Genomic DNA, 20,020 nt, shown 5'->3' with positions numbered 1-20,020 from the left:
AAGAATACGAAGTCCACATCCACTCTTATTGCTTTTCATAGCGGAAGCAGGAGACTTCCCTGCTTTGGTCAAATTCCGACCCATAAAAGCAGGGTCAGAAGTAGAACCGCGCGGAATAAAGTGAAAAGAATCTCATTTCCATGGAGTTTTTTTATCCCACAGTGGATATTTCCTTTCGGGCACGTATCGATACATTTTTGACACTGAAAACAATCTCCGGAAATATCCATGGATCCATCCGATGGCAGTTCAACGGCAGACGGGCACTGTCTGGTGCAGGCACTGCAGCCGCGAATACAGTTTTCCCGTTTCCTGTGCAGGGTAAAAAGCGGCAGGATCGGGAGCAGCGAAAAAACAGCTCCCATCGGGCACAGAAAACGGCAGAAAAAGCGTTCTTCAAAAAACATACCAATCAGAATTAAAATAAGAAGAAGGATACCCGGAAGGTACGATGCCAGACGAAAATTTCCGGCATGCAGCATGGAAAAGACATCCCACGGGCTGGTGCCTCTGGCTTTCTGGTAAACACCGGCAAAGCAGCAAATGGCAATCAGCAGCAGAATCCCATATTTAAGCAGGGATAGTTTTTTTGCAAGTTCTGGTTTGACGCGTTTTGGTTTCTTTTTTCGTTTCTTACAGATTATACCATAAATTGCGTGCATTGCATCCCCAAGACTTCCAAAAGCACACGCAAATCCACAAAAAAATCTTCCGAAAACAATCGTGAATGCGCAAACAAGAAGAAGTGCCGCTACAAATGCGGTCATTTCAATTTTCTCACCATGCCCCAACTGGGTAAAAATGTATTTGACACCGTTAAAAGCAGCTGTAAATACGGATGGAAGAAAAAGAAAATAGAGAAGCTGGATTCCTGCCCGGAGATAAGAAACGATTTGCTTTCTCTTTTTTGCAGGTAATCTTGTAAGGTCTAAATTTTTCATGTTATTTTTCCGCCTTTTCTAATGCCTCTGCTGTGGCATTTTTGATACCGGTAGAGCTGAATGTTGCACCACTTATTGTGTCTACATCGGCAGACTGTGCCTCCAGAATTTTCGGAATGATATCTTTTGCATTGGACAGATAAGCGCTGTCTTCTCCATCCGCTGATAAAATAGACAGATCTGTCATCTGACCGTTTTTTACCGTTACCTGAACCGTGATCATTCCACCAAACCCTTCTGCTTCTCCTTCATAGGTACCGTCAAGATATGGGCTTGCGGTGGTATCATCTGTATCGGCAGCCGAAGCATCGGATGCGGCTTCCTCTGACGCTGCTGCATTTTGCGTGGTCTTGGCAGCCGCTTCCAGACTTTCTTTTTGCAGCTTCGTTGTTTCAAGCTCTGCCGAAAGCTGTGCAATCTGATCTTCTTTTTCGCGGCGGTCCAGTACCGTATTGTAGCCCAGAAGGACAGCCGCGATGACTGCAAGATTTAAAGAACGAACGAGTAATTGTTTCATTATTTTCCCCTTTTATGGTGTTACTTTTGCGGCATTCAGCGCATTCTGGCATGCTGCGAGGATCGCTTTGGATGAGCAGGTTGCACGGGAGACCGTATCGATGTTTTCAAGTGTTCCTGTTTCCAGAATCTGAGTAGAAATACCTTTTATTTTCGAGGTTCCCTCAGCCGCGCGGCGGATATAAGATGCATTCTCACTTCCACCGTCCCCATTGATATTACTTAACGCCACGATTTTATCGTTTTCGATCGTTACCGTTACAGAAAGCTGATATGCTGCAAAGTCTTCATCCTCATCCGGCTCGCAGACGGCAATGGCTGTATATTCACCATCCTGATAGATCCTCTGCTCCGGTGTTTCCGTTGGGGCCGGTGTCGGCGTCTCCGTTGGCTTTGGTGCTTCCGTTGGAGTCGGAGCAGGTGTCTCGGTTGGAGATGGCGTTTCCGTCGGTGTCGGAGTTGGATTTTTCTTTTCTTCCGTTATACGTTCTGCCTCTTTTAATGCTTCTTCGATTGCCGCAAGAATTCCCTTCGAGCTGTAGGTGGCGCCGGAGACGGTATCGACTTCCAGTGTCTGTTTTTTCACAACATCCTTTGCTACCTGTTTTGCCCGTTTCAGAAATGCCTCATCATCTTCGCTTTCCGTTACAAGAATCGCTTTGATCGTTTCATCCTGAATGACGACTGCCATTGTGATATCTCCCAGATAGCCTTCGCCAGTTCCGTAATAAATGCCTTCCGCATACGGGAACTTTCCTTCCGGAATCGTTGTGGTGTCACCGCTGTTTGTTCCGTTATCCGGAATGGTCTCGCCGTTTGTCACTTTCTTCGCATTTTCCAGCGCCTGTTTTACAGCATTCTGTATTCCACGGGAGCTGTACGTTGCGCCGGAGACAAGATCCACATCTGTTTTCTGCCCATCTACGATGCGGTCGGCAACGACTTTGGCACGGTTGAAGAAGGTTTCATCATCTTCATTTTCCAGAATCAGAACAGCTTTGATCGTCTGATCCTGCAGAGCTACTGCCACTTTGATATCTCCCTGGAAGCCGGCCGCTGTGCCGTAATAAATACCGTCTTGATACGGAAAACTTCCCTTTGCTGTTGACGAATTGTTATTCTGACCATTGCTATTGCCGCCGTTATTCTGGCTGCTGTTTCCATTACTGGTATTGCTCTGGCCGTTTCCGGCGGTATTGGAAGATCCGTTCACTGCAGCCTGGCTTAAGGCACTTCGAACGGCTTCGATGATACCGCGGGAACTGTAGGTGGCTCCGGATACCGTATCCACGTTGGTACTCTGGGTCGAAAGGATCGTAGAAATCAATGAGGAAGCACTGGAAAAATAACTCGGCGTGTCATTGTCTTCCACAATATCAATCGATGCAATCTTTCCGCCGCTGACAACAACGCAGACTTTCATAGTACCGCCAAATCCAGTTCCTGTTCCGTAATACGTTCCATCCCGGTATGCGGCCGGTTCTTCAATTTTCGATACCGTAACGGTTCCGCCCGATGAGGCTCCGCCGCCGGATGCTCCTGATGCTGCCGGCTTGGAGGTGTCCTCCTGACCGGTCAATGCGTTTTTCACAGCGGCAAGAATACCTTTGGAACTGAAAGTCGCACCGGAAACGGTATCTACCTCCACACTCTGGGCTGCGATAATGCGGTCGATGACTCCCTTCGCACGGTTCAGAAACGATGCATCCTCACCAGGAGCACTTACGATCGAAATGGACTGAATCGTTTTGTCCTTTAATACGACAGACACCGTAATCGTACCGCCATAACCGGTGCCGCTGCCCTCATACGTTCCGTCTGCCAGTTCAAAGCTGCCGGATCCAACTGCCGCAACAAGTTCTGCTTCTGTATCGGCCGTTTTCTTCTTGCTGTCCTCTTTCTTTTTCGTATCGTCTTTCTTCTCCGCTGTGTCCTGTTCCGGCTCCGGTGTTGCCAGTGATTCCGGCTGCTCTACAGCATAAACCGGTGCGGTATAGCCGTTCAGCGAAATACCTGCACAGGCCGCTACAATAACCGCTGCCAGCGCCGGTGCAAATGTCGTCAGTTTTTTCCATTTTCCCATGGTTATGTATCACCGTCTTTCCTGATAATTTTTGTCTCATGTTCGGAAGTAAAATCGTCGGCGATTCCCTCAGTTACGTACAGAACGCCATCTTCATCTTCCAGAATCGTATCAAACTCGTCGCTGTGCGCACGCCAGTATTCGGCCGCCTTGTCTTTTCCCATGATGAAAAGAGAGGTGGAAAGGCCGTCCGCCAGTGTTCCATCCGCACTTACGATCGTCACAGACACCAGTCCGTTGTTTGCCGGATGTCCGGTCGACGGATCGATAATGTGGTGGTATCTCACGCCACCCTGCTCGAAATACCGCTCATAGCCGCCGGAAGTGATAACCGCCCGATCAGCGGTCGACAGAACGCCGAGGTAATCATCCTCCGCTTCCGGACTCTGCACTGCAACACGCCACTTGCTGCCGTCTGTTTTGGTTCCGACAACCTGAACATTTCCTCCGAGATTGATAAGACCGCTCGTCACACCGCATTCCCGGTAAATGTCGGCAATTCTGCCGGACGTATAGCCCTTGGCAATTCCGCCGAAATCGATTTTCATACCTTCTTTGGCAAAACGGATGGATGCGTTGTCTTTATCGTAGATGATATCGTTGGCATCGGTGAGTGGAAGGAGACTTTCAATCGTCTCATCCGAAGGAACCGTATAATTGCCGGTCGTAAATCCCCAGGCATCCATGATCGGATAGATTGCGATGTCGAAAACACCGTTTGTACTGTCATACAGATCCAGGGAGCGTTCCAGCAGACAGACCGTATCTTCCGACAGCGTTCCGCCGCCGTTCGCGTTAATCTGTGCTACTTCGCTCGTCTCCTCGCCTGTTGACAGCAGCGCATCCAGCCGTTCAATCTCCTGCTGTGCCTGATCGACTGCTATCTCGGCGTTCGGACCGTAGGCGGTGACCGTCATATACGTATCCATTGCAAAAATATCTCGACTGCTTGATGCATCTGCGGCATCCGAAGAAGATGCGGACGCGGCCCCTTCCGAGGAACTTATACTGGAATTCTCCGAAGCGCCAGAAGCTTCCGAAACACTCGAAGTTTCCGATCCCGACACCGTCTGCGCCTGATTTTTACTGCTTGCTGCCTGCGATGATGTTCCTCCTCCGGAACAACCGCCTGCGGTCAGTACAATGGTAAGACAAAATGCTGCAACAATTTTCTTTTTCATAAATAAAACTCCATTTTCTCTTGTGTTAGGAAATTCTAACTTTGGTATTATAACATTAACTTGTAACTTGCGCTATGAATTATTTGATAAAAATTTTTCAATTAGCGTATCAGATCTGATAAATTTTCTCATTTTATATAGCAGGAATCAAGTGGTTTTTACTGGAAATCTGTTAAAACCTAAAAACGCCAGCACCATCGAAAAAATCCGGCAGTGCTGGTGTTTTGAAATTTTAATAACAGTTTTTACATCCGCGTGGTTTTCCGCTTTCCGCAATTGTGCCATGATAAATCGTTTTTGATCGTCCCAGTGACGGGCAGTTGATCGTAGAATGATAAACCTTTTTGTTGATAATTTTATCATACAACAAAAGAAGAGAACTTGCATGAATATTCTTGATAATTAACAAATTTAGTTATTTTTGCCAATTTTTCTATTTCCTGTTCCAAAAGGAACTTTGAATTTTTTTTCGACTGCAAAAATATCTCTATTATAAAAAAGACCTTGCAACCACTTTTCATGGCTACAAGGTCTTTTTATTTTTGAAATTTATGAGTTGTACACCGGTATCCCAGTCACTCTCAAAAATTACATATGCTCGTGGCAGGTTCTGGAGATAACGTCCATCTGCTGCTCTTTTGTCAGGTCGATGAATTTAACTGCATAGCCGGATACACGGATCGTGAAGTTTGCGTACTCCGGTTTCTCCGGGTGCTCCATTGCGTCGATCAGTTTTTCGGTTCCGAATACGTTTACGTTCAGGTGATGTGCACCCTGCTCGAAGTATCCGTCCAGAACGTGTACCAGGTTCTCGGTACGCTCTTCGTCGTTGTGGCCAAGTGCGCCTGGGTTGATGGTCTGGGTGTTGGAGATTCCGTCCAGAGCGTCCTCATACGGCAGTTTTGCTACAGAGTTCAGGGAAGCAAGAAGTCCGCTCTTCTCTGCGCCGTAAGACGGGTTAGCTCCTGGAGACAGAGGCTCACCAGCTTTTCTTCCATCCGGCAGAGAACCTGTTGCTTTACCATATACAACGTTGGAAGTAATGGTAAGGATAGAGGTTGTCGGCTCGGAATCACGATAGGTATGGCAGTATTTCAGTTTGTCCATGAAGGTACGAAGCAGCCATACAGCGATCTCGTCTGCTCTGTCATCGTCGTTGCCGTATCTTGGGAAGTCGCCGGTTGTCTCGAAGTCAACAGCCATTCCTTCTTCGTCACGGATAACTTTAACTTTAGCGTATTTGATTGCGCTTAAGGAGTCTACTACGTGAGAGAATCCTGCGATACCGGTTGCGAAGGTACGTCTTACATCGGTGTCAATCAGAGCCATCTCTGCTGCCTCATAGTAGTATTTGTCATGCATGTAATGGATCATGTTCAGAGTTCCAACGTACAGATGAGCCAGCCAGTCCATCATAACGTCGTATTTCTTCATAACCTCATCATAGTCCAGGTATTCGCCGGTGATCGGCTGATATTCCGGAGCAACCTGCTGTTTTGTCTTCTCGTCTTTACCGCCGTTGATAGCGTACAGAAGGCATTTTGCAAGGTTTGCACGAGCGCCGAAGAACTGGATCTCCTTGCCGGTCTCGGTAGCAGATACACAGCAGCAGATGGAGTAATCATCGCCCCATACCGGACGCATTACATCATCGTTCTCATACTGGATGGAGCTTGTCTGTACAGAAATATGAGCTGCATATTTCTTGAAAGCTTCCGGAAGATTCTCAGAGTACAGAACAGTAAGGTTCGGCTCTGGGGACGGTCCCATGTTTTCCAGTGTATGCAGGAAACGGAAATCGTTCTTTGTAACGATAGAACGTCCGTCGATTCCCATACCGGCAACTTCCAGAGTAGCCCATACCGGGTCACCGGAGAACAGCTGATTGTAAGACGGAATTCTTGCGAATTTAACCATACGGAATTTCATTACCAGATGGTCGATCAGCTCCTGAGCTTCTTTCTCAGTCAGGATTCCTTTTTCAATATCTCTTTCGATGTAGATGTCAAGGAAAGTAGATACACGGCCAACGCTCATTGCAGCACCGTTCTGAGTTTTGATAGCTGCAAGGTATCCGAAGTACAGCCACTGAACAGCTTCTCTTGCGTTCTTAGCCGGCTCGGAAATGTCATAGCCATAGGACTGTGCCATAACTTTCATATCCTGCAGTGCTCTGACCTGGTCAGCGATCTCTTCTCTTAACTGGAAGTCACCACGACGCATTCCCTGACGATTTGTTGCAGCGAAGTCTGCTTTTTTGCGCTCGATCAGGTAATCAATACCGTACAGAGCGACACGACGATAGTCGCCTACGATACGGCCACGGCCATAGGTATCCGGCAGACCGGTCAGGATTTTATTATGACGGGCTTTCATCATCTCTGGTGTGTAGATGTCGAATACACCCTGGTTATGTGTTTTGTGATATTTAGTGAAAATTTCATGAAGCTTCTCGCTTGGTTTGTAGCCGTAAGTCTCGCAGGACTGCTCAGCCATTTTAATTCCACCATACGGCATAAATGCACGTTTCAGCGGTTTATCTGTCTGCAGACCAACAACCTGCTCCAGATCTTTCATGCTGTCATCGATATATGCTGCGCCGTAAGCTGTGATTCCGCTTACAACTTCTGTCTCCATATCCAGAACGCCGCCTTTTGCACGCTCTTCTTTCTGGAGTTCCTGCAGTTTGCCCCACAGACGGTCTGTAGCCTCTGTCGGTCCTTCCAGGAATTTCTCATCTCCGTCATATGGAGTATAGTTGTTCTGAATAAAGTCACGTACGTCGATGCCTTCTTTCCAGAGTCTTCCGGTAAAGCCATCCCACTGTTCAAATTCTCTCATTTGATTTGTTCCTTTCTGGTGTTATTTTGTTTCGTCACGCACCGGCATCTTCTTTGCACCGGGCATGAACACCTCCGCATGGATAATATAACAAATCTCTGCTTTCCGCGCAAGATATGCACTTGAAAAAATACAAGGAAAAAGCACAAAATCTTGTATTTTGACAAGAACAGACGCTACATGTGGCGCTTTTCTTTTATACTCCGTATCCGATCTCGTATGTCTGTTTTGTAAAGTCACAAATAACATACGTTCCATCGGAAAATTCACTTTTCTGAAGACTTCCATCTGCATGCAGGCACGTATGGCGTATGAGCTCACAGAACGCTGTTTTTTCATGGAGTTCTGTCACGACACGGCATCGTTTCGCCATCTCTGGAAGGCTGATTTTTTCTCCGTCGAAAGCTCCGTCTGTGTTCGGATATGCCCCGTCCCTTACCAGATACGGCGCGCCGCCAGCGAGAAGAGCGTACAGCATATAGTCTTCGTCTTTTGACACACGGTCCATCATCCACGGCTCGATGACACAGTCGTGGTATACCAGATTAAAGAGGGGCACAGGGATTCCTTTTTTCGGCGATTCTGCCGGCCGCAGCATAAAATCATACGGCGCATAATGGCAAAATACCAGATATGGAACTGCCCAGTCGCTGACCTCCTCGGAACTTGAGAGAATCCCCTGCGAGAGCAGCCAGGAGAAGCAGTTTCCGCGGTACGTATAGCAGTCTTTTCGCGTCATGACATGTTCTGGATTTGCACATTCATCGCCTTCATTGCAGGTAAAGACATCGAGGTATGCACCGTCAAGCCGGATTCCATTTTTCTTCAGCTCCGCGAAATTTCGTTTCACATAAAACGGCGCCTGCGTTGCACAAAGATAGCTCTGCGGGCCGCCTGCCCAGTGACTGTGCCCCGGCACGGTTCCATCCACAAGACGGCACGCATAATTTTCATCGTAGCTTGGCGCTGCATGGTAATAGTCGCGGTACTGATCGTGAATGCCAAACTGATAGCCAAAATCATGCATCGTATCCACAAGAGATTTCATGCCTTTCCAGCCGCCGGCCTCTTTACATGCCGGGGTATAGTCCGGATGCTGATTGTCATAACCCGGCTCAGCCCAGCCGTCCAGATGAAGATACACCTTTTTCATACCAAGATCATGAATTGCTTTCATTTCCTGCTCGCGCACAGAAAACGGCACGACACGGTTGTTTTTTTCCGGATTCTGCGGATCGAAAAAGCCGGACTCCGGCTGCACAAACGTCTTGATTCCTGTATGTATAAAACACGTTCCCGCAAGGTCGCGAATGGATGGGTTCTGTACCGCCTTTTCTTTTAACGTACGAAGATGCCCCTTCTCCCGCACATACCGGCGGTATATTTTACAGAGATCGTTATAATCGCAGTCGTTTCGGAAAGTATACCGGAATATGCGGCGGTACTCCATTTTCCCCAGGCTCGGCTCCAGCCATGCGCCAACACTGGTATACGGGCCGCCTGCCGGGTGCTCTGCCTGATAACCGACGTTCCACGGTGTTGTACAGATCGCTGTATAGCCGCATCTTTCCTTCACCTGGCCAAACCACGGCATATAGCCGCCGGAGGTCTCAAATCTGCCGTCAAACGAAAGCTTTCCAAGTTCCGTCTTCCAGGTATTCGGAATCAGAAGTCCCTGTCCCTCGGTAAGGAGTGTATACCAGTCATCGCGCCCGTTTGTAAACTCCATTGCCGTCGGCCACAGCACCTTTACCGGATGCAGTCCCTCCTCGCAGAGCGGAATCCACTCCATCCAAAATGTTTCATCCACAGCTTCGATCCAGATAATCGTCTCGAAGGCATACGGTGTTCCCGCAAATCCCGCATAACGGCTCCGGATGCCGCATCCGACGCCGAAGGAATAGACCTCATGGGAAATCTCCTCTGCATCCAGGAAACGGTATGTTCCCTCTGCAAAAATCAGTTCCGGTGTCTTTTTCGGATCCGTATTCCAGACAACGCCGTCTTTTTCGATCCTAAGTCCCAGCGTCTCTTCATCGAGCATCACAGCAAGCGATCCGCTTTCTATTTTTTTCATCGTGTGATATTCCCCTTTTTCTTTATCATATGCGTTCCAAACACCAGAAAGGCGCAGAGAACCCGTCCGCCTTTCTCTGCACGGTTCCGGATTTTCTGCGCCTTTTTCCACCTAACTTACATAATCTCTTCTTTTTCTACGACTCTACCGTCTCTCCAGATTCTCTCCAGATCGTAGAACAGGCGGTTCTCCTCATCAAAGATGTGGATGACAACATCGCCGTAGTCCATCAGAATCCAGTTTGCGGTCTGATAGCCTTCGATCTGTTTTGGATGTACGCCGGCTTTTCCGAGTACCTCCTCTACGTTGTCTGCCATCGCCTGTACCTGGTTGCGGTTGCTTCCGCTGGCGATCATGAAATAATCTGCCAGAGTCGAAACATGGGTAATGTCCAGAATGCGGACATCCATTGCTTTTTTATCTTCCAGTGCTTCCAGTGCAAGTTTTGCAGTCTGTTTTGCTTCGCTCATTTATGCTTCCTCCTTTGCCGTCCGTTCCCGGTGCAGTGCCTCATAGAACTGATACGCCTGCTCCGTCATCGGGTCCATCGTCTTCGGGTTTTCCGACAGATACGCCATACTGTCTTTTAAAATTTCATACATGCATTCGTCGATATCGGTGAATGCCAGCTTCCGAAGGCGGGTAAGGTGTGGTGCCTTGTTTCGTGCCGGCTCGATATAATCTGCGATATAGATGATCTTCTCCAGCAATGTCATATCTTCTTTTCCTGTCGTATGCCAGGTGATGGCACTTAAGATCTCCGGATCTTCCACCTTATACTTGTCCTTCGCCAGAAATGCACCGAGCTTGGCATGGATCAAAAACGGATTGTTCCGCTCAAACTCAGTGATTTCAATCTTATTTTTCTCACACATGGTGATTTTTTTCTTATTCGGAATGCATTTTGCACAGTCGTGAAGCAGTCCCGCGACACGGGCTTTTTCGAGATCCTCGCCCCATACCATCGCCATGGATGCTGCGGTAAACATCACACCGAGCGTGTGATGATAGCGGTCTTCATCGACTTCCTTCTGGAGTTTTTTGTCCAGTTTCCATAAATCGTACTGTTCCATCCTGCTCTTCCTCTAATCCTGATAGATTTTCTGCTCCTGAATGTAGGAAATCACAGAATCCGGCAGATAGTATTTCACGGATTTTCCTTCCCGGATCCATTCCCGCAGTTCGTGGGAAGAAACATCCAGATTCGGTGTGTCGAGTTTCAGAAAGGTACCGTGAAGTTTTTTTGCATTTCGTTCCATACAGGCCAGAAGCTCTTTCTCTTTTGCCCGATCCCTGGTCGCCACAAGGATCTTTGCCGCGGCGCAGATCCGCTCTGGATTTTTCCACTCATCAAAATAGAACAGGGAATCCGCTCCAATGATAAAGTAAAACTCCGTGCACGGATGTTCCTTCCGCATCGCCTCAAGCGTCCGATAACTGTAGGTATAGCCCTCATCTTTCATCTCTTTGGTGCAGAGCACAAAATGCGGATTGGATGCGATGGCACGGCGCACCATCTCGACACGCTGTGCATTCTTTGCCCGTCCCGCCCGGTTCCGCTTATGTGGCGGATTTCCGGCCGGAAGGAACCAGACTTCATCAAGCCCGAACTGCTCGTACGCCGCCTCGCCAAGGATCAGATGACCGATATGAATGGGATCGAATGTGCCTCCCATAATGCCAATTTTTCTGTTTTTCTTTTCCATACGTTTTCCTCAAAAAGCGCCGGAACTGCAGCGGTATGCTCCGGTCCCGGCGGTTCTTTCCTGCGGATTATTTCGGAAGCTGAATTTTCTTTTTCTCTTTTTTGCCCTCTTTGTACAGCACGATCTTTTTGCCGATCACCTGTACGACCTGGGAATTGGTGCGTTCTGCCAGAACTTCTGCGATCTCTCTTGGATCATCGAGGCAGTTCTGCAGTACATTGATTTTAATCAGTTCTCTCGCCTCAAGTGCCTCTGCTACAGCAGCGGTATGCTCCGGCGTGATGCTGCTTTTTCCTACCTGCAGGATCGGTTCCATGGTCATGGCAAGGCCTTTCAGGTATGCTCTCTGCTTGCTGGTCATACGTCTCCTCCTTCGTTATTTATTCGTTCTATTTATAATAATCAAATTCAAATCCATACATCTTGACGGTATCGCCTTCCTGGATGCCGGCCTGTTCGAGTTCGTCTAAGATACCGGTATCTTTTAAGAACCGCTGGAAGAAAGCAAAACCTTTCTCGGAATCCAGATTGGTGTAGCCGAGCATTTTCTCGATCTTCGGTCCCTCGATGATGAAGCGGTGCTCGTCCTCCGGGTCCTGCTCGACGGTGTACGGCAGGTTCTCGGCAAGAAGCATATCCTCCGGGAAGAATTCCTGCTCGAAGACCATACGCTCTTTCGGAAGCTCATCGAGTTTTTTCTGTACGGCATATAAAAGCTCTTTTAAGCCTTTTCCGCTGACGGCAGAAATCGGATAAACCGGGATGCCTTTCGGCTCGAACTCTTTTTTCAGACGTTCCACCGGATCCTCTTCGCCCTCTTCTACATAGATCGCATCGGTCTTATTGGCCGCGATAATCTGCGGGCGTTTTGCGATCTCCGGGTTATAGGCTTCGAGCTCTTTGTTGATCTTGTTGATATCATCCACCGGATCTCTTCCCTCGGTCGATGCAACGTCTACTACATGGATCATCACGCGGGTTCTCTCGATGTGGCGCAGGAATTCATGGCCGAGGCCGACTCCTTCCGATGCACCCTCGATCAGTCCCGGGATATCTGCGATAACAAATCCGCTGCAGCCCTCAAGGTCTACGACACCGAGGTTCGGGGAAAGCGTGGTAAAGTGATAATTTGCAATTTTCGGTTCTGCATTTGTCACGCGGGAAAGCAGGGTCGATTTTCCAACGTTCGGGAAGCCGACGAGTCCGACGTCCGCGATGACTTTCAGTTCCATTCTTACTTCCAGCTCCTGTGCCGGCTGGCCTGGCTGGGCGTATTTCGGAACCTGCATGGTAGCGGTTGCGTAATGCATATTTCCGTTTCCGCCTTTTCCGCCTTTTAATACAACCTGACGGCGGTTTTCACCGGACATATCTGCGATGACTTTTCCGCTCGCAGCGTCCATAATGACGGTTCCTTCCGGTACTTTCAGGACAATATCTGCGCCGTTTCCGCCATGGCATCTGCGTTTTCCTCCCGGCTCGCCGTCGGTAGCAGAAAACTTTCTTCTGTGGCGGTAATCAACCAGTGTATTCAGTCCTTCGTCAACTTCAAAAATAACGTCTCCGCCTTTGCCGCCATCGCCGCCGTCCGGCCCGCCGTTCGGCACAAAAAGCTCTCTGCGGAAACTGACATGTCCGTCTCCGCCCTTACCGGAGCGGATCAGAATTTTTGCTCTGTCTGCAAACATGGTATTCTCCTGTCTTGTTTTATCTAAATCCAAATCGGTCTGTTGGACCTTTAATTATTATTAACAAAAACGGCTTCAAACCTCTGAAGATTTGAAGCCGCACCTTTGTCTTACTCTTCTGTTGCTACCGGATATACGGAAACCTGTTTTTTGTCACGTCCTTTTCTTTCGAAAGCTACGCGTCCGTCAACCATAGCGAATAAGGTATCGTCTTTTCCGATTCCTACGTTCACGCCTGGATGAATCTTGGTTCCACGCTGTCTGTAAAGAATGTTTCCAGCCTTTACAACCTGTCCGTCAGCTCTTTTTGCTCCTAATCTCTTGGACTCGGAATCTCTACCGTTCTTGGTAGAACCAACTCCTTTTTTATGAGCGAAAATCTGAAGGTTCATATTTAACATGGTATTACACCTCCTTGAATGCGATCTCTAAGTATTGTGCTCCATAATCGCGGCGGATACTTTCGAGGCCCAGCAAAAGTGATTTTACAAGAAGTGCGGTACTTTCAGAATACCCATTCGGGAATGAAAAATACACGTATCCATCTCCAGCCTCACTTATAATCAGATCCTCTGTCAATGTTTCCACGGAATTTACGGTGTTTACAATCAATGCGGAGACAGCGGCACAGATGATATCCTGCCCTTCCTCTGCATAGCCTGCATGACCGTCCGACTCCACGGAGATGTACTCGCCGTCAGACTCTGTTACGGTTATACAAATCATAAGACTTAAGCGTTGATTTTTTCAATCTTCACTTCAGTGTACTGCTGTCTGTGACCGTTTTTCTTATGATAACCAGTTTTTCTCTTATACTTGTAAACGATAACTTTTTTGCCTTTACCGTTTTCAACTACAGATGCGGTTACGGATGCATTTTTAACGTCCTCGCCAACTTTCAGTCCGTCATTGCTTACTGCAAGTACCTGATCAAAAGTTACGGTTTCTCCAGCTTCAACGCCAAGTTTCTCTACTCGGATAACATCGCCTTCAGCTACCTTGTACTGTTTACCACCTGTTGCAATAATTGCGTACATATGGCACCTCCCTATCAATTACTCGCCAGATTCGGTGGTCTTTCGACTCTTTTACCTCTCTGTGCGGCATACTTCTACAATATATCATCACGTCTGCTGTTTGTCAATAGTATTTTTCAGGAAATTGCAGATTTTTTTTCACATGCAATTGCCAGTGCGCCAGGTCCGATGTGGCAGGCAACGCTTAAGGACAGCGGATGCGCATCGACTTCAAAATCCGGGAAGGCTTCTTTTACTTCGACAATCCATCCATCGATTACTTCTTTGTCGTTTGCGGTATAGGCAATGTGAAGTCCCATGATGCCGGCTGCACGCTCTTTTGCGAAGCGTTTGTCCATATCTTTTTTCATAGCCTTGATCATGGCTTTCTTTGCCTGTTTCACACCGCGCGCTTTTTCAAACGCGTCAAGCTTCTCTCCCTGGATCGTCAGCACCGGTTTGATATTTAAAACGGTTCCGATCATGGCTGCTGCCGGCGTAACGCGGCCGCCTTTTTTCAGGTATTTTAACGTATCTACCATAATATAGATACTTGCATCCAGCGCATCCTCTTCCAGAATTGCTTTGATGTCTTTTGCTGCCACGCCGCGGTTTGCCATTTTCTTTGCATCCAGAACGGACTGCTGCTGCGTAACGGAGATTCTCTGGTTGTTGACAACCTGCACTTTTCCTTCGTAGTCCTCGGACAGCACGGTCGCTGTATCACAGGAGGTGGAAAGGCCGCTTGACATCGGAATGTAAACAATGTCATCGTACTCTTCGAGAATTTTGTTCCAGAAATCCATCAGATCTCCCGGAGACGGCTGAGATGTGGAAACAGCCGCATCCTCTGCCAGAATCTCGTAAAACTGTTCCTGTGTCAGGTCGATATCCTCAAACTGGATTTTTCCGCGCATGAAGAAAGGCATCGGAAGGACAAAAACGCCCAGCTCTTTCGCCTGACTCTGTGTAATACCGCTGTTGCTGTCGGTAGCAATAGCTGTTCTTGCCATAGTTCTTATTCCTGCTGTCTCTTGTTAAAGAAACAGCTTTTCCTTTCTGTAATATCGTGTAACGCTTGATTTGCTGTTATTCTATCATAAATCGTACCTGTTTTCTACCCGGCTTGGACATTTCTGCAAAATTGCCCAAACTGCTTTTGATTCTTTTTACATCATACCAATACCAAGGAAAAACAGTCCGCCAAGGATCAGCAGAATGGTCGGAATTACGATTTTTGCAATGGTCTTTTTTCTTCTCTCCTTCGGGAAAAATCCTTCGCTTTTTGTCTGCTGGTACATCAGAAGACGGCTTCCCATATAAAGACCGATCGGCATCAGCGCCGCTTCGATCAGATACATGCCGATGTACGTTTCCGTTGCGTATCCGCTGCCTGCTGCTGCGTTCCCCTGCGAGAACATATAGAGGAAGCTTGCCGCAATGCTCGCCACAATCGTCGATGCGTTATGGACGAAATGAAACAGCGAGCTGTAAAACATGTTGTCGGTCTTCATCCGCACATACGAGAGAACGATTCCCATCATCATCATCGGAAGAAAACGGACGATGCTCATGTGGAAAGCGCCAAAATAAACGCCCATCAGAAGCAGCATCACCCATTTCTTTTTGATTCCGCGCAGGCTGTACTGCAGAAGACCGCGGTGCAGTGCTTCTTCACAGATGGCCGGTGTCAGCGCAACGACAAGCAGCTCGCCGAAATAGGAAAGGCCCGCCATACTGCTGTCCATGGATTCCGAGAGGCTTGCGTATTCCTGCGGGAAAATCCATTCCATCAGAAGGAAAAGGGCAAGCACACCGCGGTACGTCACATACCACATCAGAATGGTTCCGAGGATTCCGGCTCCATCCGGCTTTTTTAATGGGAACACTTCTTTTAACGGAATATGAAGTGCCCGTACGACGAGAATGGATCCGATCAGGAATACAATGATCTCGTCCAGCGCATTTCCATACATCCCGCCTGCAAGAACCAGCGGAATTCCGGCGAGATTAAAAAGAACCATCAGAAAGGCAAACACCAGCAGGCCCTGCCATGGTTTCAGTATCTTTTCTTTTTCCGCCGGATGCGGCCGTTTTGCCGGCATCTGGTTTCGAAAGGGTTCGTAAAGATATGGGGTATCATTTTCATTGAGGTGAATCGGTTTCTTTTGTGGTTCCATATTCATTCCTCCTTTGTAAGGTTACCGTCATTTCATCTGTTCTGCCAGCGGCCGGCGGATTTTCTTTCTCGTCAGTTCCACGAGATGAAGCGCCGTCATATCCACAACTTTGGTCGGAACGGGATCTTCCCGCACAAGACCCTGCAGGAAGCCGAGAAGGCGCTCCTCCTGCTCTTTTTCCGGCATGTTGATAAAGTCAACCAGGATCAGACCGGAAATCCCGCGCAGGCGGATCTGGCGGGCGATTTCGCGGGCTGCCTCCTGGTTTACGCTGTACAGAAACGTATTTTTCCGTCCGCCGAGCTGCTTTCCGCTGTTCACATCGATCGCGGTCAGCGCTTCGGTCGGTTCGATCACGAGGAATCCGCCGGAGAGCAGTTCCACACGTTTGTCGAGTGCCTGTTTTACGTGATATTCGAGATTTTCTTTCTTTGCCAGCGTGGTAAGCTGATCCTCATACCAGGTCAGGCGGCAGTCGTGAAAATCATGACGCTCCAGATATTCTCTGCAGATCTCATACGTTTCTCTGTCATCTGTCACAAGTTCTGAAACTGACGGTGCATACCGTTTGACGAGCTCCGGCACGGCATCCGATGCCCGATACAGGCATGAGTACAGGCTCCGCATCGTTCCATACTGGACAATCCGCGCGAGTTTTTCGGACAGCTCGAGATATTCCTGCCGGATCTCTTCTTCCGAAGCATCAGCGGATGCGGTGCGGAAGATCACACCAAACGGAAGGCTTCCGCCGGAAAGTTCTGGAAAGATCCGGCTTCCCAGTTCTTTTAACCGTTTTTTCTGCTCTGGCAGAAGGCGTCCTGAGCATGAGATTTCCGGCTTTCCATAATAGAGCGCCAGGGCACTTCCCGAAAGAGAAAGTTCTGCTGTCGCCGACGGAAGCTTCGTTTTCTGCGCTTCCCGCTGGATCTGCACGACAATTTCATCTCCGACATGCAGTTCCGTTCCCGGTGCTTTTTTCAGAAGATACCCTTCTTTTACACGGGACAGATCAAGAAAACAGCTCTGCTGCTCCGCAAACGAGACAAATGCCCCGCGGATCCCGGGCGCCAGTTTTTCCACCCGGCCGACATAGATATTGCCAAGCAGCGTTTCCTTCTCCCTGCAGAGGGCCGTCAGTTCGACCGGTCTTTCTCCTTCCACCAGCGTGTGTACCAGGTAATCTTTTCCCTCCCACGGCAGATGGGCAATGACAACTCGTTTACTCAACTTCTTCTCCTAATGCTTCCAGCGGAACCAGCTTTCGCTCTTCTTCCGTTCCGATGTCTGCGTAAACTTCCTCGCGCAGAATCGTGTATGCAAACGGCGGCAGTTCAACCCCGCACCATTTGCAGAACGCTTCCATCACGAGCTCCGGTTTCAGGTTCGAAACACTTCCGGTGGAGAGCTGCATCCAGACACCGCTTTTCTTTGCTTTCATATCGTAAATCCATGGGCGGATATCGGTCAGCTTTTCGCTTCGTTTTGTCTTTCGCATGATCTCAATCTGCGGAAGTGCAAAAAACACCGGTACTTTCGTTTCCAGATCAATCTCCGGCATTTTTCCCTCGCGGAACTGCACGAGATAATCGGCTCCTGCTACGAGAGACATTGCCTTGCTTGCTTTTCCATCCGGCACATGGCGGGCGGAAAGCACTTCCATTCCCTCAACCATCGTCGCATTCAGACGTTTTACAATCTCGTCGGTTTTCATATCTTCCGCGAGCACCATATCGAAATATTCACCGGTGCTGCTGATGCCGACACCGAGCGGAGAAGCAAACGACAGCAGCATGTGCGGGCTGAAGCCCTCGGAATAAGCGATCGGAAGTTCCGCACGGCGGATTGCTTTCTGGAAGTAACGCATCACATCCAGATGACCCACAAATTTCATCACACCTGTTTTGGCAAACTTAATTCTGATTTTCATAGCAGACACCTCCTCCGAATGATTTTGCTCCGCAGCCGGAACACTGCATCTTACAGTTCGGGGTAACGGTTTCCTGCTGTGCCCGCTCCCATTCGCGGATCAGGAATTTTTTCGTCACGCCGATATCAAGGAAATCCCACGGAAGGATCTCATCGGTGCTGCGCTTACGGCAGGCATAGAACGAAACGTCAATGCCGGTCTCTGCAAACGCTTCTTCCCAGGCATCTTTCCGGAAATACTCGGACCAGGCATCGAAAATAGCACCTTTTCTGTACGCTTTTTCAATAACTTCGGCACATTTCCGGTCACCGCGTGCAAGGAATCCCTCCAGAAGGGAAATATCTGCCTCATGATAAATGTAACGGATGCTCTTCTGATTCAGCTGTGCGCGGACCTCTGCCTTTACAATCGCCGCTTTGTCAAGAAACTCCCTCTCCGTGTTCATCGGTGCCCACTGGAACGGAGTGAACGGCTTCGGAATAAAGAACGAGGAGCTTGCCGTAATCTGGCATTTTCCGTTTCTCTGGTCTTTCGGAATCTCATAGTAACGCTCTGCGATCTTTTCCGCCAGATGCGCAATTCCTTTGATATCATCCTCGGTCTCGGTCGGAAGGCCCAGCATGAAATACAGTTTTACTTTATTCCAGCCGCCCTCAAACGCTTTTCCGGCTCCGTCGAGAATGACTTCCTCGGTCAGACCTTTATTAATAACATTCCGCATCCGCTGGCTTCCCGCCTCCGGTGCGAAGGTCAGGCTGCTCTTTTTGATATCCTGTACCTTGCTCATGACATCGAGGGAAAATGCGTCGATTCGAAGAGACGGAAGGGAAATATTGACACCTTTTTCCGGGCAGCTGTCGATCAGATAGTTGACAAGCTCCGGAAGATGGCTGTAATCACTCGAGCTCAAAGAACTCAACGAAATCTCATCGTGGCCGGTATTGCGCAGCATATGGGTCGCAAGTTCTTTTAACTTCTCCACATCGCGCTCTCTTGTCGGACGGTACACCATACCCGCCTGGCAGAAACGGCAGCCGCGGATACAGCCGCGCTGGATCTCCAGAACGACACGGTCCTGTGTTGCCTTGATAAACGGCACGACCGGTTTCTCCGGATACGTTGCCTCGGTCATATCCATGACGAGCTGTTTTTTGATCTTTTCCGGCGCTTCCGGGATGGACGGCGTAAAGGCTGCAACGGTTCCGTCCTCGTGGTACGTTACTTCATAAAACTGCGGTACGTAAATGCCCGGGATCTGGCATGCCTTTTTCAGAAAATCCAGACGGGTTCCGCCGTTCTTTTTATTTTCCAGATACGTGTCGAAAAGCTGGTCGTACACAACCTCACCCTCTCCGATGTAAAACAGGTCGAAGAACGGAGCGATCGGCTCCGGGTTGTACGTACACGGGCCGCCGCCGATGACGATCGGGTCCTCGCCGGTACGCTCCACCGCATGCAGCGGGATTCCGGCAAGGTCGAGCGCCTGCAGAACGTTTGTATAACACATCTCATACTGCAGGGTGATGAACAGGAAATCCTCGTTTTTCACCGACTCCTGGGATTCCAGGCCGAACAGCGGAATGTTCTGTTCACGCATCACGCGGTCCAGATCCGGCCATGGGGAATAAACTCGCTCGCACCACATGTCCTCGCGTTTGTTGAACATATCGTACAGGATCTGGATGCCAAGGTGGGACATACCGATCTCATACACATCCGGGAACAGGAATGCGCCGCGCAGGGCTACTTTCTCTTTGTCTTTTACGACACTGTTGAATTCATTTCCAATGTATCGCGCAGGCTGCTCAATCTGGAGCAGCACTTCTTCTGGCAATGCTAATTTTCTCATGCAATTCTCTCACTT

19 protein-coding genes are annotated in these 20,020 nt (G+C 48.9%); all 19 read right to left on the bottom strand.

The genetic code is table 11. The annotated features are described in order from the left end of the window. Window positions 1–68: 68 nt before the first annotated feature. Window positions 69–941 carry a 4Fe-4S binding protein gene (locus tag DWX26_RS04750; protein WP_118600945.1) on the bottom strand — a complete coding sequence of 291 codons (873 nt, stop codon included), beginning with the start codon at window positions 939–941 and terminating at the stop codon, window positions 69–71. Between the two features lies 1 nt (window position 942). After that, window positions 943–1,458 (bottom strand): FMN-binding protein, encoded by a 516-nt coding sequence (locus tag DWX26_RS04745; protein ID WP_118600944.1) that lies wholly within the window; start codon window positions 1,456–1,458, stop codon window positions 943–945. A gap of 12 nt (window positions 1,459–1,470) precedes the next feature. Beyond that, complete coding sequence (locus tag DWX26_RS04740) at window positions 1,471–3,540, bottom strand: FMN-binding protein (protein ID WP_118600943.1); 2,070 nt, start codon at window positions 3,538–3,540, stop codon at window positions 1,471–1,473. 2 nt (window positions 3,541–3,542) lie between these two features. Then, the gene (locus DWX26_RS04735; protein WP_118600942.1) at window positions 3,543–4,721 is read right to left on the bottom strand and encodes an FAD:protein FMN transferase; all 1,179 of its coding nucleotides are present in this window, start codon (window positions 4,719–4,721) and stop codon (window positions 3,543–3,545) included. Window positions 4,722–5,309: 588 nt separating this feature from the next. Further along, window positions 5,310–7,562 carry a formate C-acetyltransferase gene (gene pflB / locus DWX26_RS04730; protein WP_118600941.1) on the bottom strand — a complete coding sequence of 751 codons (2,253 nt, stop codon included), beginning with the start codon at window positions 7,560–7,562 and terminating at the stop codon, window positions 5,310–5,312. 196 nt (window positions 7,563–7,758) lie between these two features. Further along, window positions 7,759–9,639, bottom strand: coding sequence for a DUF5696 domain-containing protein (locus DWX26_RS04725; RefSeq protein WP_118600989.1), 1,881 nt, complete (start codon window positions 9,637–9,639; stop codon window positions 7,759–7,761). A gap of 116 nt (window positions 9,640–9,755) precedes the next feature. Beyond that, window positions 9,756–10,109: a ribosome silencing factor gene (rsfS, locus tag DWX26_RS04720; RefSeq protein ID WP_055267907.1), complete on the bottom strand. Its 354-nt coding sequence runs from the start codon at window positions 10,107–10,109 to the stop codon at window positions 9,756–9,758. After that, on the bottom strand, window positions 10,110–10,712 hold the full coding sequence (gene yqeK, locus DWX26_RS04715) for a bis(5'-nucleosyl)-tetraphosphatase (symmetrical) YqeK (protein WP_055217892.1): 603 nt from the start codon (window positions 10,710–10,712) through the stop codon (window positions 10,110–10,112). A 12-nt stretch (window positions 10,713–10,724) separates the two neighbouring features. Further along, a complete protein-coding gene (nadD, locus tag DWX26_RS04710) occupies window positions 10,725–11,345 on the bottom strand; it encodes a nicotinate-nucleotide adenylyltransferase (RefSeq protein WP_055267905.1) in 621 nt (206 codons plus the stop codon). A 67-nt stretch (window positions 11,346–11,412) separates the two neighbouring features. Further along, the gene (yhbY, locus tag DWX26_RS04705) at window positions 11,413–11,706 is read right to left on the bottom strand and encodes a ribosome assembly RNA-binding protein YhbY (protein WP_022462902.1); all 294 of its coding nucleotides are present in this window, start codon (window positions 11,704–11,706) and stop codon (window positions 11,413–11,415) included. 28 nt (window positions 11,707–11,734) lie between these two features. Next, the gene (obgE, locus tag DWX26_RS04700) at window positions 11,735–13,033 is read right to left on the bottom strand and encodes a GTPase ObgE (RefSeq protein ID WP_022462903.1); all 1,299 of its coding nucleotides are present in this window, start codon (window positions 13,031–13,033) and stop codon (window positions 11,735–11,737) included. Between the two features lie 110 nt (window positions 13,034–13,143). Then, window positions 13,144–13,434: a 50S ribosomal protein L27 gene (rpmA, locus tag DWX26_RS04695; RefSeq protein WP_022462904.1), complete on the bottom strand. Its 291-nt coding sequence runs from the start codon at window positions 13,432–13,434 to the stop codon at window positions 13,144–13,146. 4 nt (window positions 13,435–13,438) lie between these two features. Further along, entirely contained in the window at window positions 13,439–13,759 is a 321-nt protein-coding gene (locus DWX26_RS04690; RefSeq protein ID WP_118600940.1) for a ribosomal-processing cysteine protease Prp, read from the bottom strand. A 5-nt stretch (window positions 13,760–13,764) separates the two neighbouring features. Then, complete coding sequence (rplU, locus tag DWX26_RS04685) at window positions 13,765–14,070, bottom strand: 50S ribosomal protein L21 (RefSeq protein WP_118600939.1); 306 nt, start codon at window positions 14,068–14,070, stop codon at window positions 13,765–13,767. Window positions 14,071–14,186: 116 nt separating this feature from the next. Continuing rightward, window positions 14,187–15,062 carry a DegV family protein gene (locus tag DWX26_RS04680; RefSeq protein ID WP_055267903.1) on the bottom strand — a complete coding sequence of 292 codons (876 nt, stop codon included), beginning with the start codon at window positions 15,060–15,062 and terminating at the stop codon, window positions 14,187–14,189. A 156-nt stretch (window positions 15,063–15,218) separates the two neighbouring features. Next, a complete protein-coding gene (locus DWX26_RS04675; RefSeq protein ID WP_055267901.1) occupies window positions 15,219–16,229 on the bottom strand; it encodes a type II CAAX endopeptidase family protein in 1,011 nt (336 codons plus the stop codon). 27 nt (window positions 16,230–16,256) lie between these two features. After that, window positions 16,257–17,456: a ribonuclease E/G gene (locus DWX26_RS04670; protein ID WP_118600938.1), complete on the bottom strand. Its 1,200-nt coding sequence runs from the start codon at window positions 17,454–17,456 to the stop codon at window positions 16,257–16,259. After that, the gene (locus tag DWX26_RS04665) at window positions 17,449–18,156 is read right to left on the bottom strand and encodes a TIGR03936 family radical SAM-associated protein (RefSeq protein ID WP_117508951.1); all 708 of its coding nucleotides are present in this window, start codon (window positions 18,154–18,156) and stop codon (window positions 17,449–17,451) included. The genes DWX26_RS04670 and DWX26_RS04665 overlap by 8 nt, the downstream gene beginning before the upstream one ends. After that, a complete protein-coding gene (locus DWX26_RS04660; RefSeq protein ID WP_118594425.1) occupies window positions 18,140–20,005 on the bottom strand; it encodes a TIGR03960 family B12-binding radical SAM protein in 1,866 nt (621 codons plus the stop codon). Before DWX26_RS04660 ends, DWX26_RS04665 begins: the two co-directional genes overlap by 17 nt. Window positions 20,006–20,020 lie beyond the last annotated feature (15 nt).

The sequence above is a fragment of the Blautia sp. AF19-1 genome (assembly GCF_003479155.1).
GTDB classification, from domain to species: Bacteria; Bacillota; Clostridia; order Lachnospirales; family Lachnospiraceae; genus Fusicatenibacter; species Fusicatenibacter saccharivorans.
This window is presented reverse-complemented; position numbering and strand designations above follow the sequence as displayed.

What these genes read in the sequence shown, in the direction of transcription:
- nadD (WP_055267905.1), bottom strand. Translation starts at nt 11,345, where the DNA reads ATGGAAAAGAAAAACAGAAAAATTGGCATTATGGGAGGCACATTCGAT.
- yqeK (WP_055217892.1), bottom strand. Translation starts at nt 10,712, where the DNA reads ATGGAACAGTACGATTTATGGAAACTGGACAAAAAACTCCAGAAGGAA.
- DWX26_RS04665 (WP_117508951.1), bottom strand. Translation starts at nt 18,156, where the DNA reads ATGAAAATCAGAATTAAGTTTGCCAAAACAGGTGTGATGAAATTTGTG.
- DWX26_RS04675 (WP_055267901.1), bottom strand. Translation starts at nt 16,229, where the DNA reads ATGGAACCACAAAAGAAACCGATTCACCTCAATGAAAATGATACCCCA.
- DWX26_RS04725 (WP_118600989.1), bottom strand. Translation starts at nt 9,639, where the DNA reads ATGAAAAAAATAGAAAGCGGATCGCTTGCTGTGATGCTCGATGAAGAG.
- DWX26_RS04660 (WP_118594425.1), bottom strand. Translation starts at nt 20,005, where the DNA reads ATGAGAAAATTAGCATTGCCAGAAGAAGTGCTGCTCCAGATTGAGCAG.
- rplU (WP_118600939.1), bottom strand. Translation starts at nt 14,070, where the DNA reads ATGTACGCAATTATTGCAACAGGTGGTAAACAGTACAAGGTAGCTGAA.
- DWX26_RS04740 (WP_118600943.1), bottom strand. Translation starts at nt 3,540, where the DNA reads ATGGGAAAATGGAAAAAACTGACGACATTTGCACCGGCGCTGGCAGCG.
- DWX26_RS04745 (WP_118600944.1), bottom strand. Translation starts at nt 1,458, where the DNA reads ATGAAACAATTACTCGTTCGTTCTTTAAATCTTGCAGTCATCGCGGCT.
- rsfS (WP_055267907.1), bottom strand. Translation starts at nt 10,109, where the DNA reads ATGAGCGAAGCAAAACAGACTGCAAAACTTGCACTGGAAGCACTGGAA.
- yhbY (WP_022462902.1), bottom strand. Translation starts at nt 11,706, where the DNA reads ATGACCAGCAAGCAGAGAGCATACCTGAAAGGCCTTGCCATGACCATG.
- DWX26_RS04690 (WP_118600940.1), bottom strand. Translation starts at nt 13,759, where the DNA reads ATGATTTGTATAACCGTAACAGAGTCTGACGGCGAGTACATCTCCGTG.
- DWX26_RS04680 (WP_055267903.1), bottom strand. Translation starts at nt 15,062, where the DNA reads ATGGCAAGAACAGCTATTGCTACCGACAGCAACAGCGGTATTACACAG.
- pflB (WP_118600941.1), bottom strand. Translation starts at nt 7,562, where the DNA reads ATGAGAGAATTTGAACAGTGGGATGGCTTTACCGGAAGACTCTGGAAA.
- DWX26_RS04735 (WP_118600942.1), bottom strand. Translation starts at nt 4,721, where the DNA reads ATGAAAAAGAAAATTGTTGCAGCATTTTGTCTTACCATTGTACTGACC.
- obgE (WP_022462903.1), bottom strand. Translation starts at nt 13,033, where the DNA reads ATGTTTGCAGACAGAGCAAAAATTCTGATCCGCTCCGGTAAGGGCGGA.
- DWX26_RS04750 (WP_118600945.1), bottom strand. Translation starts at nt 941, where the DNA reads ATGAAAAATTTAGACCTTACAAGATTACCTGCAAAAAAGAGAAAGCAA.
- rpmA (WP_022462904.1), bottom strand. Translation starts at nt 13,434, where the DNA reads ATGTTAAATATGAACCTTCAGATTTTCGCTCATAAAAAAGGAGTTGGT.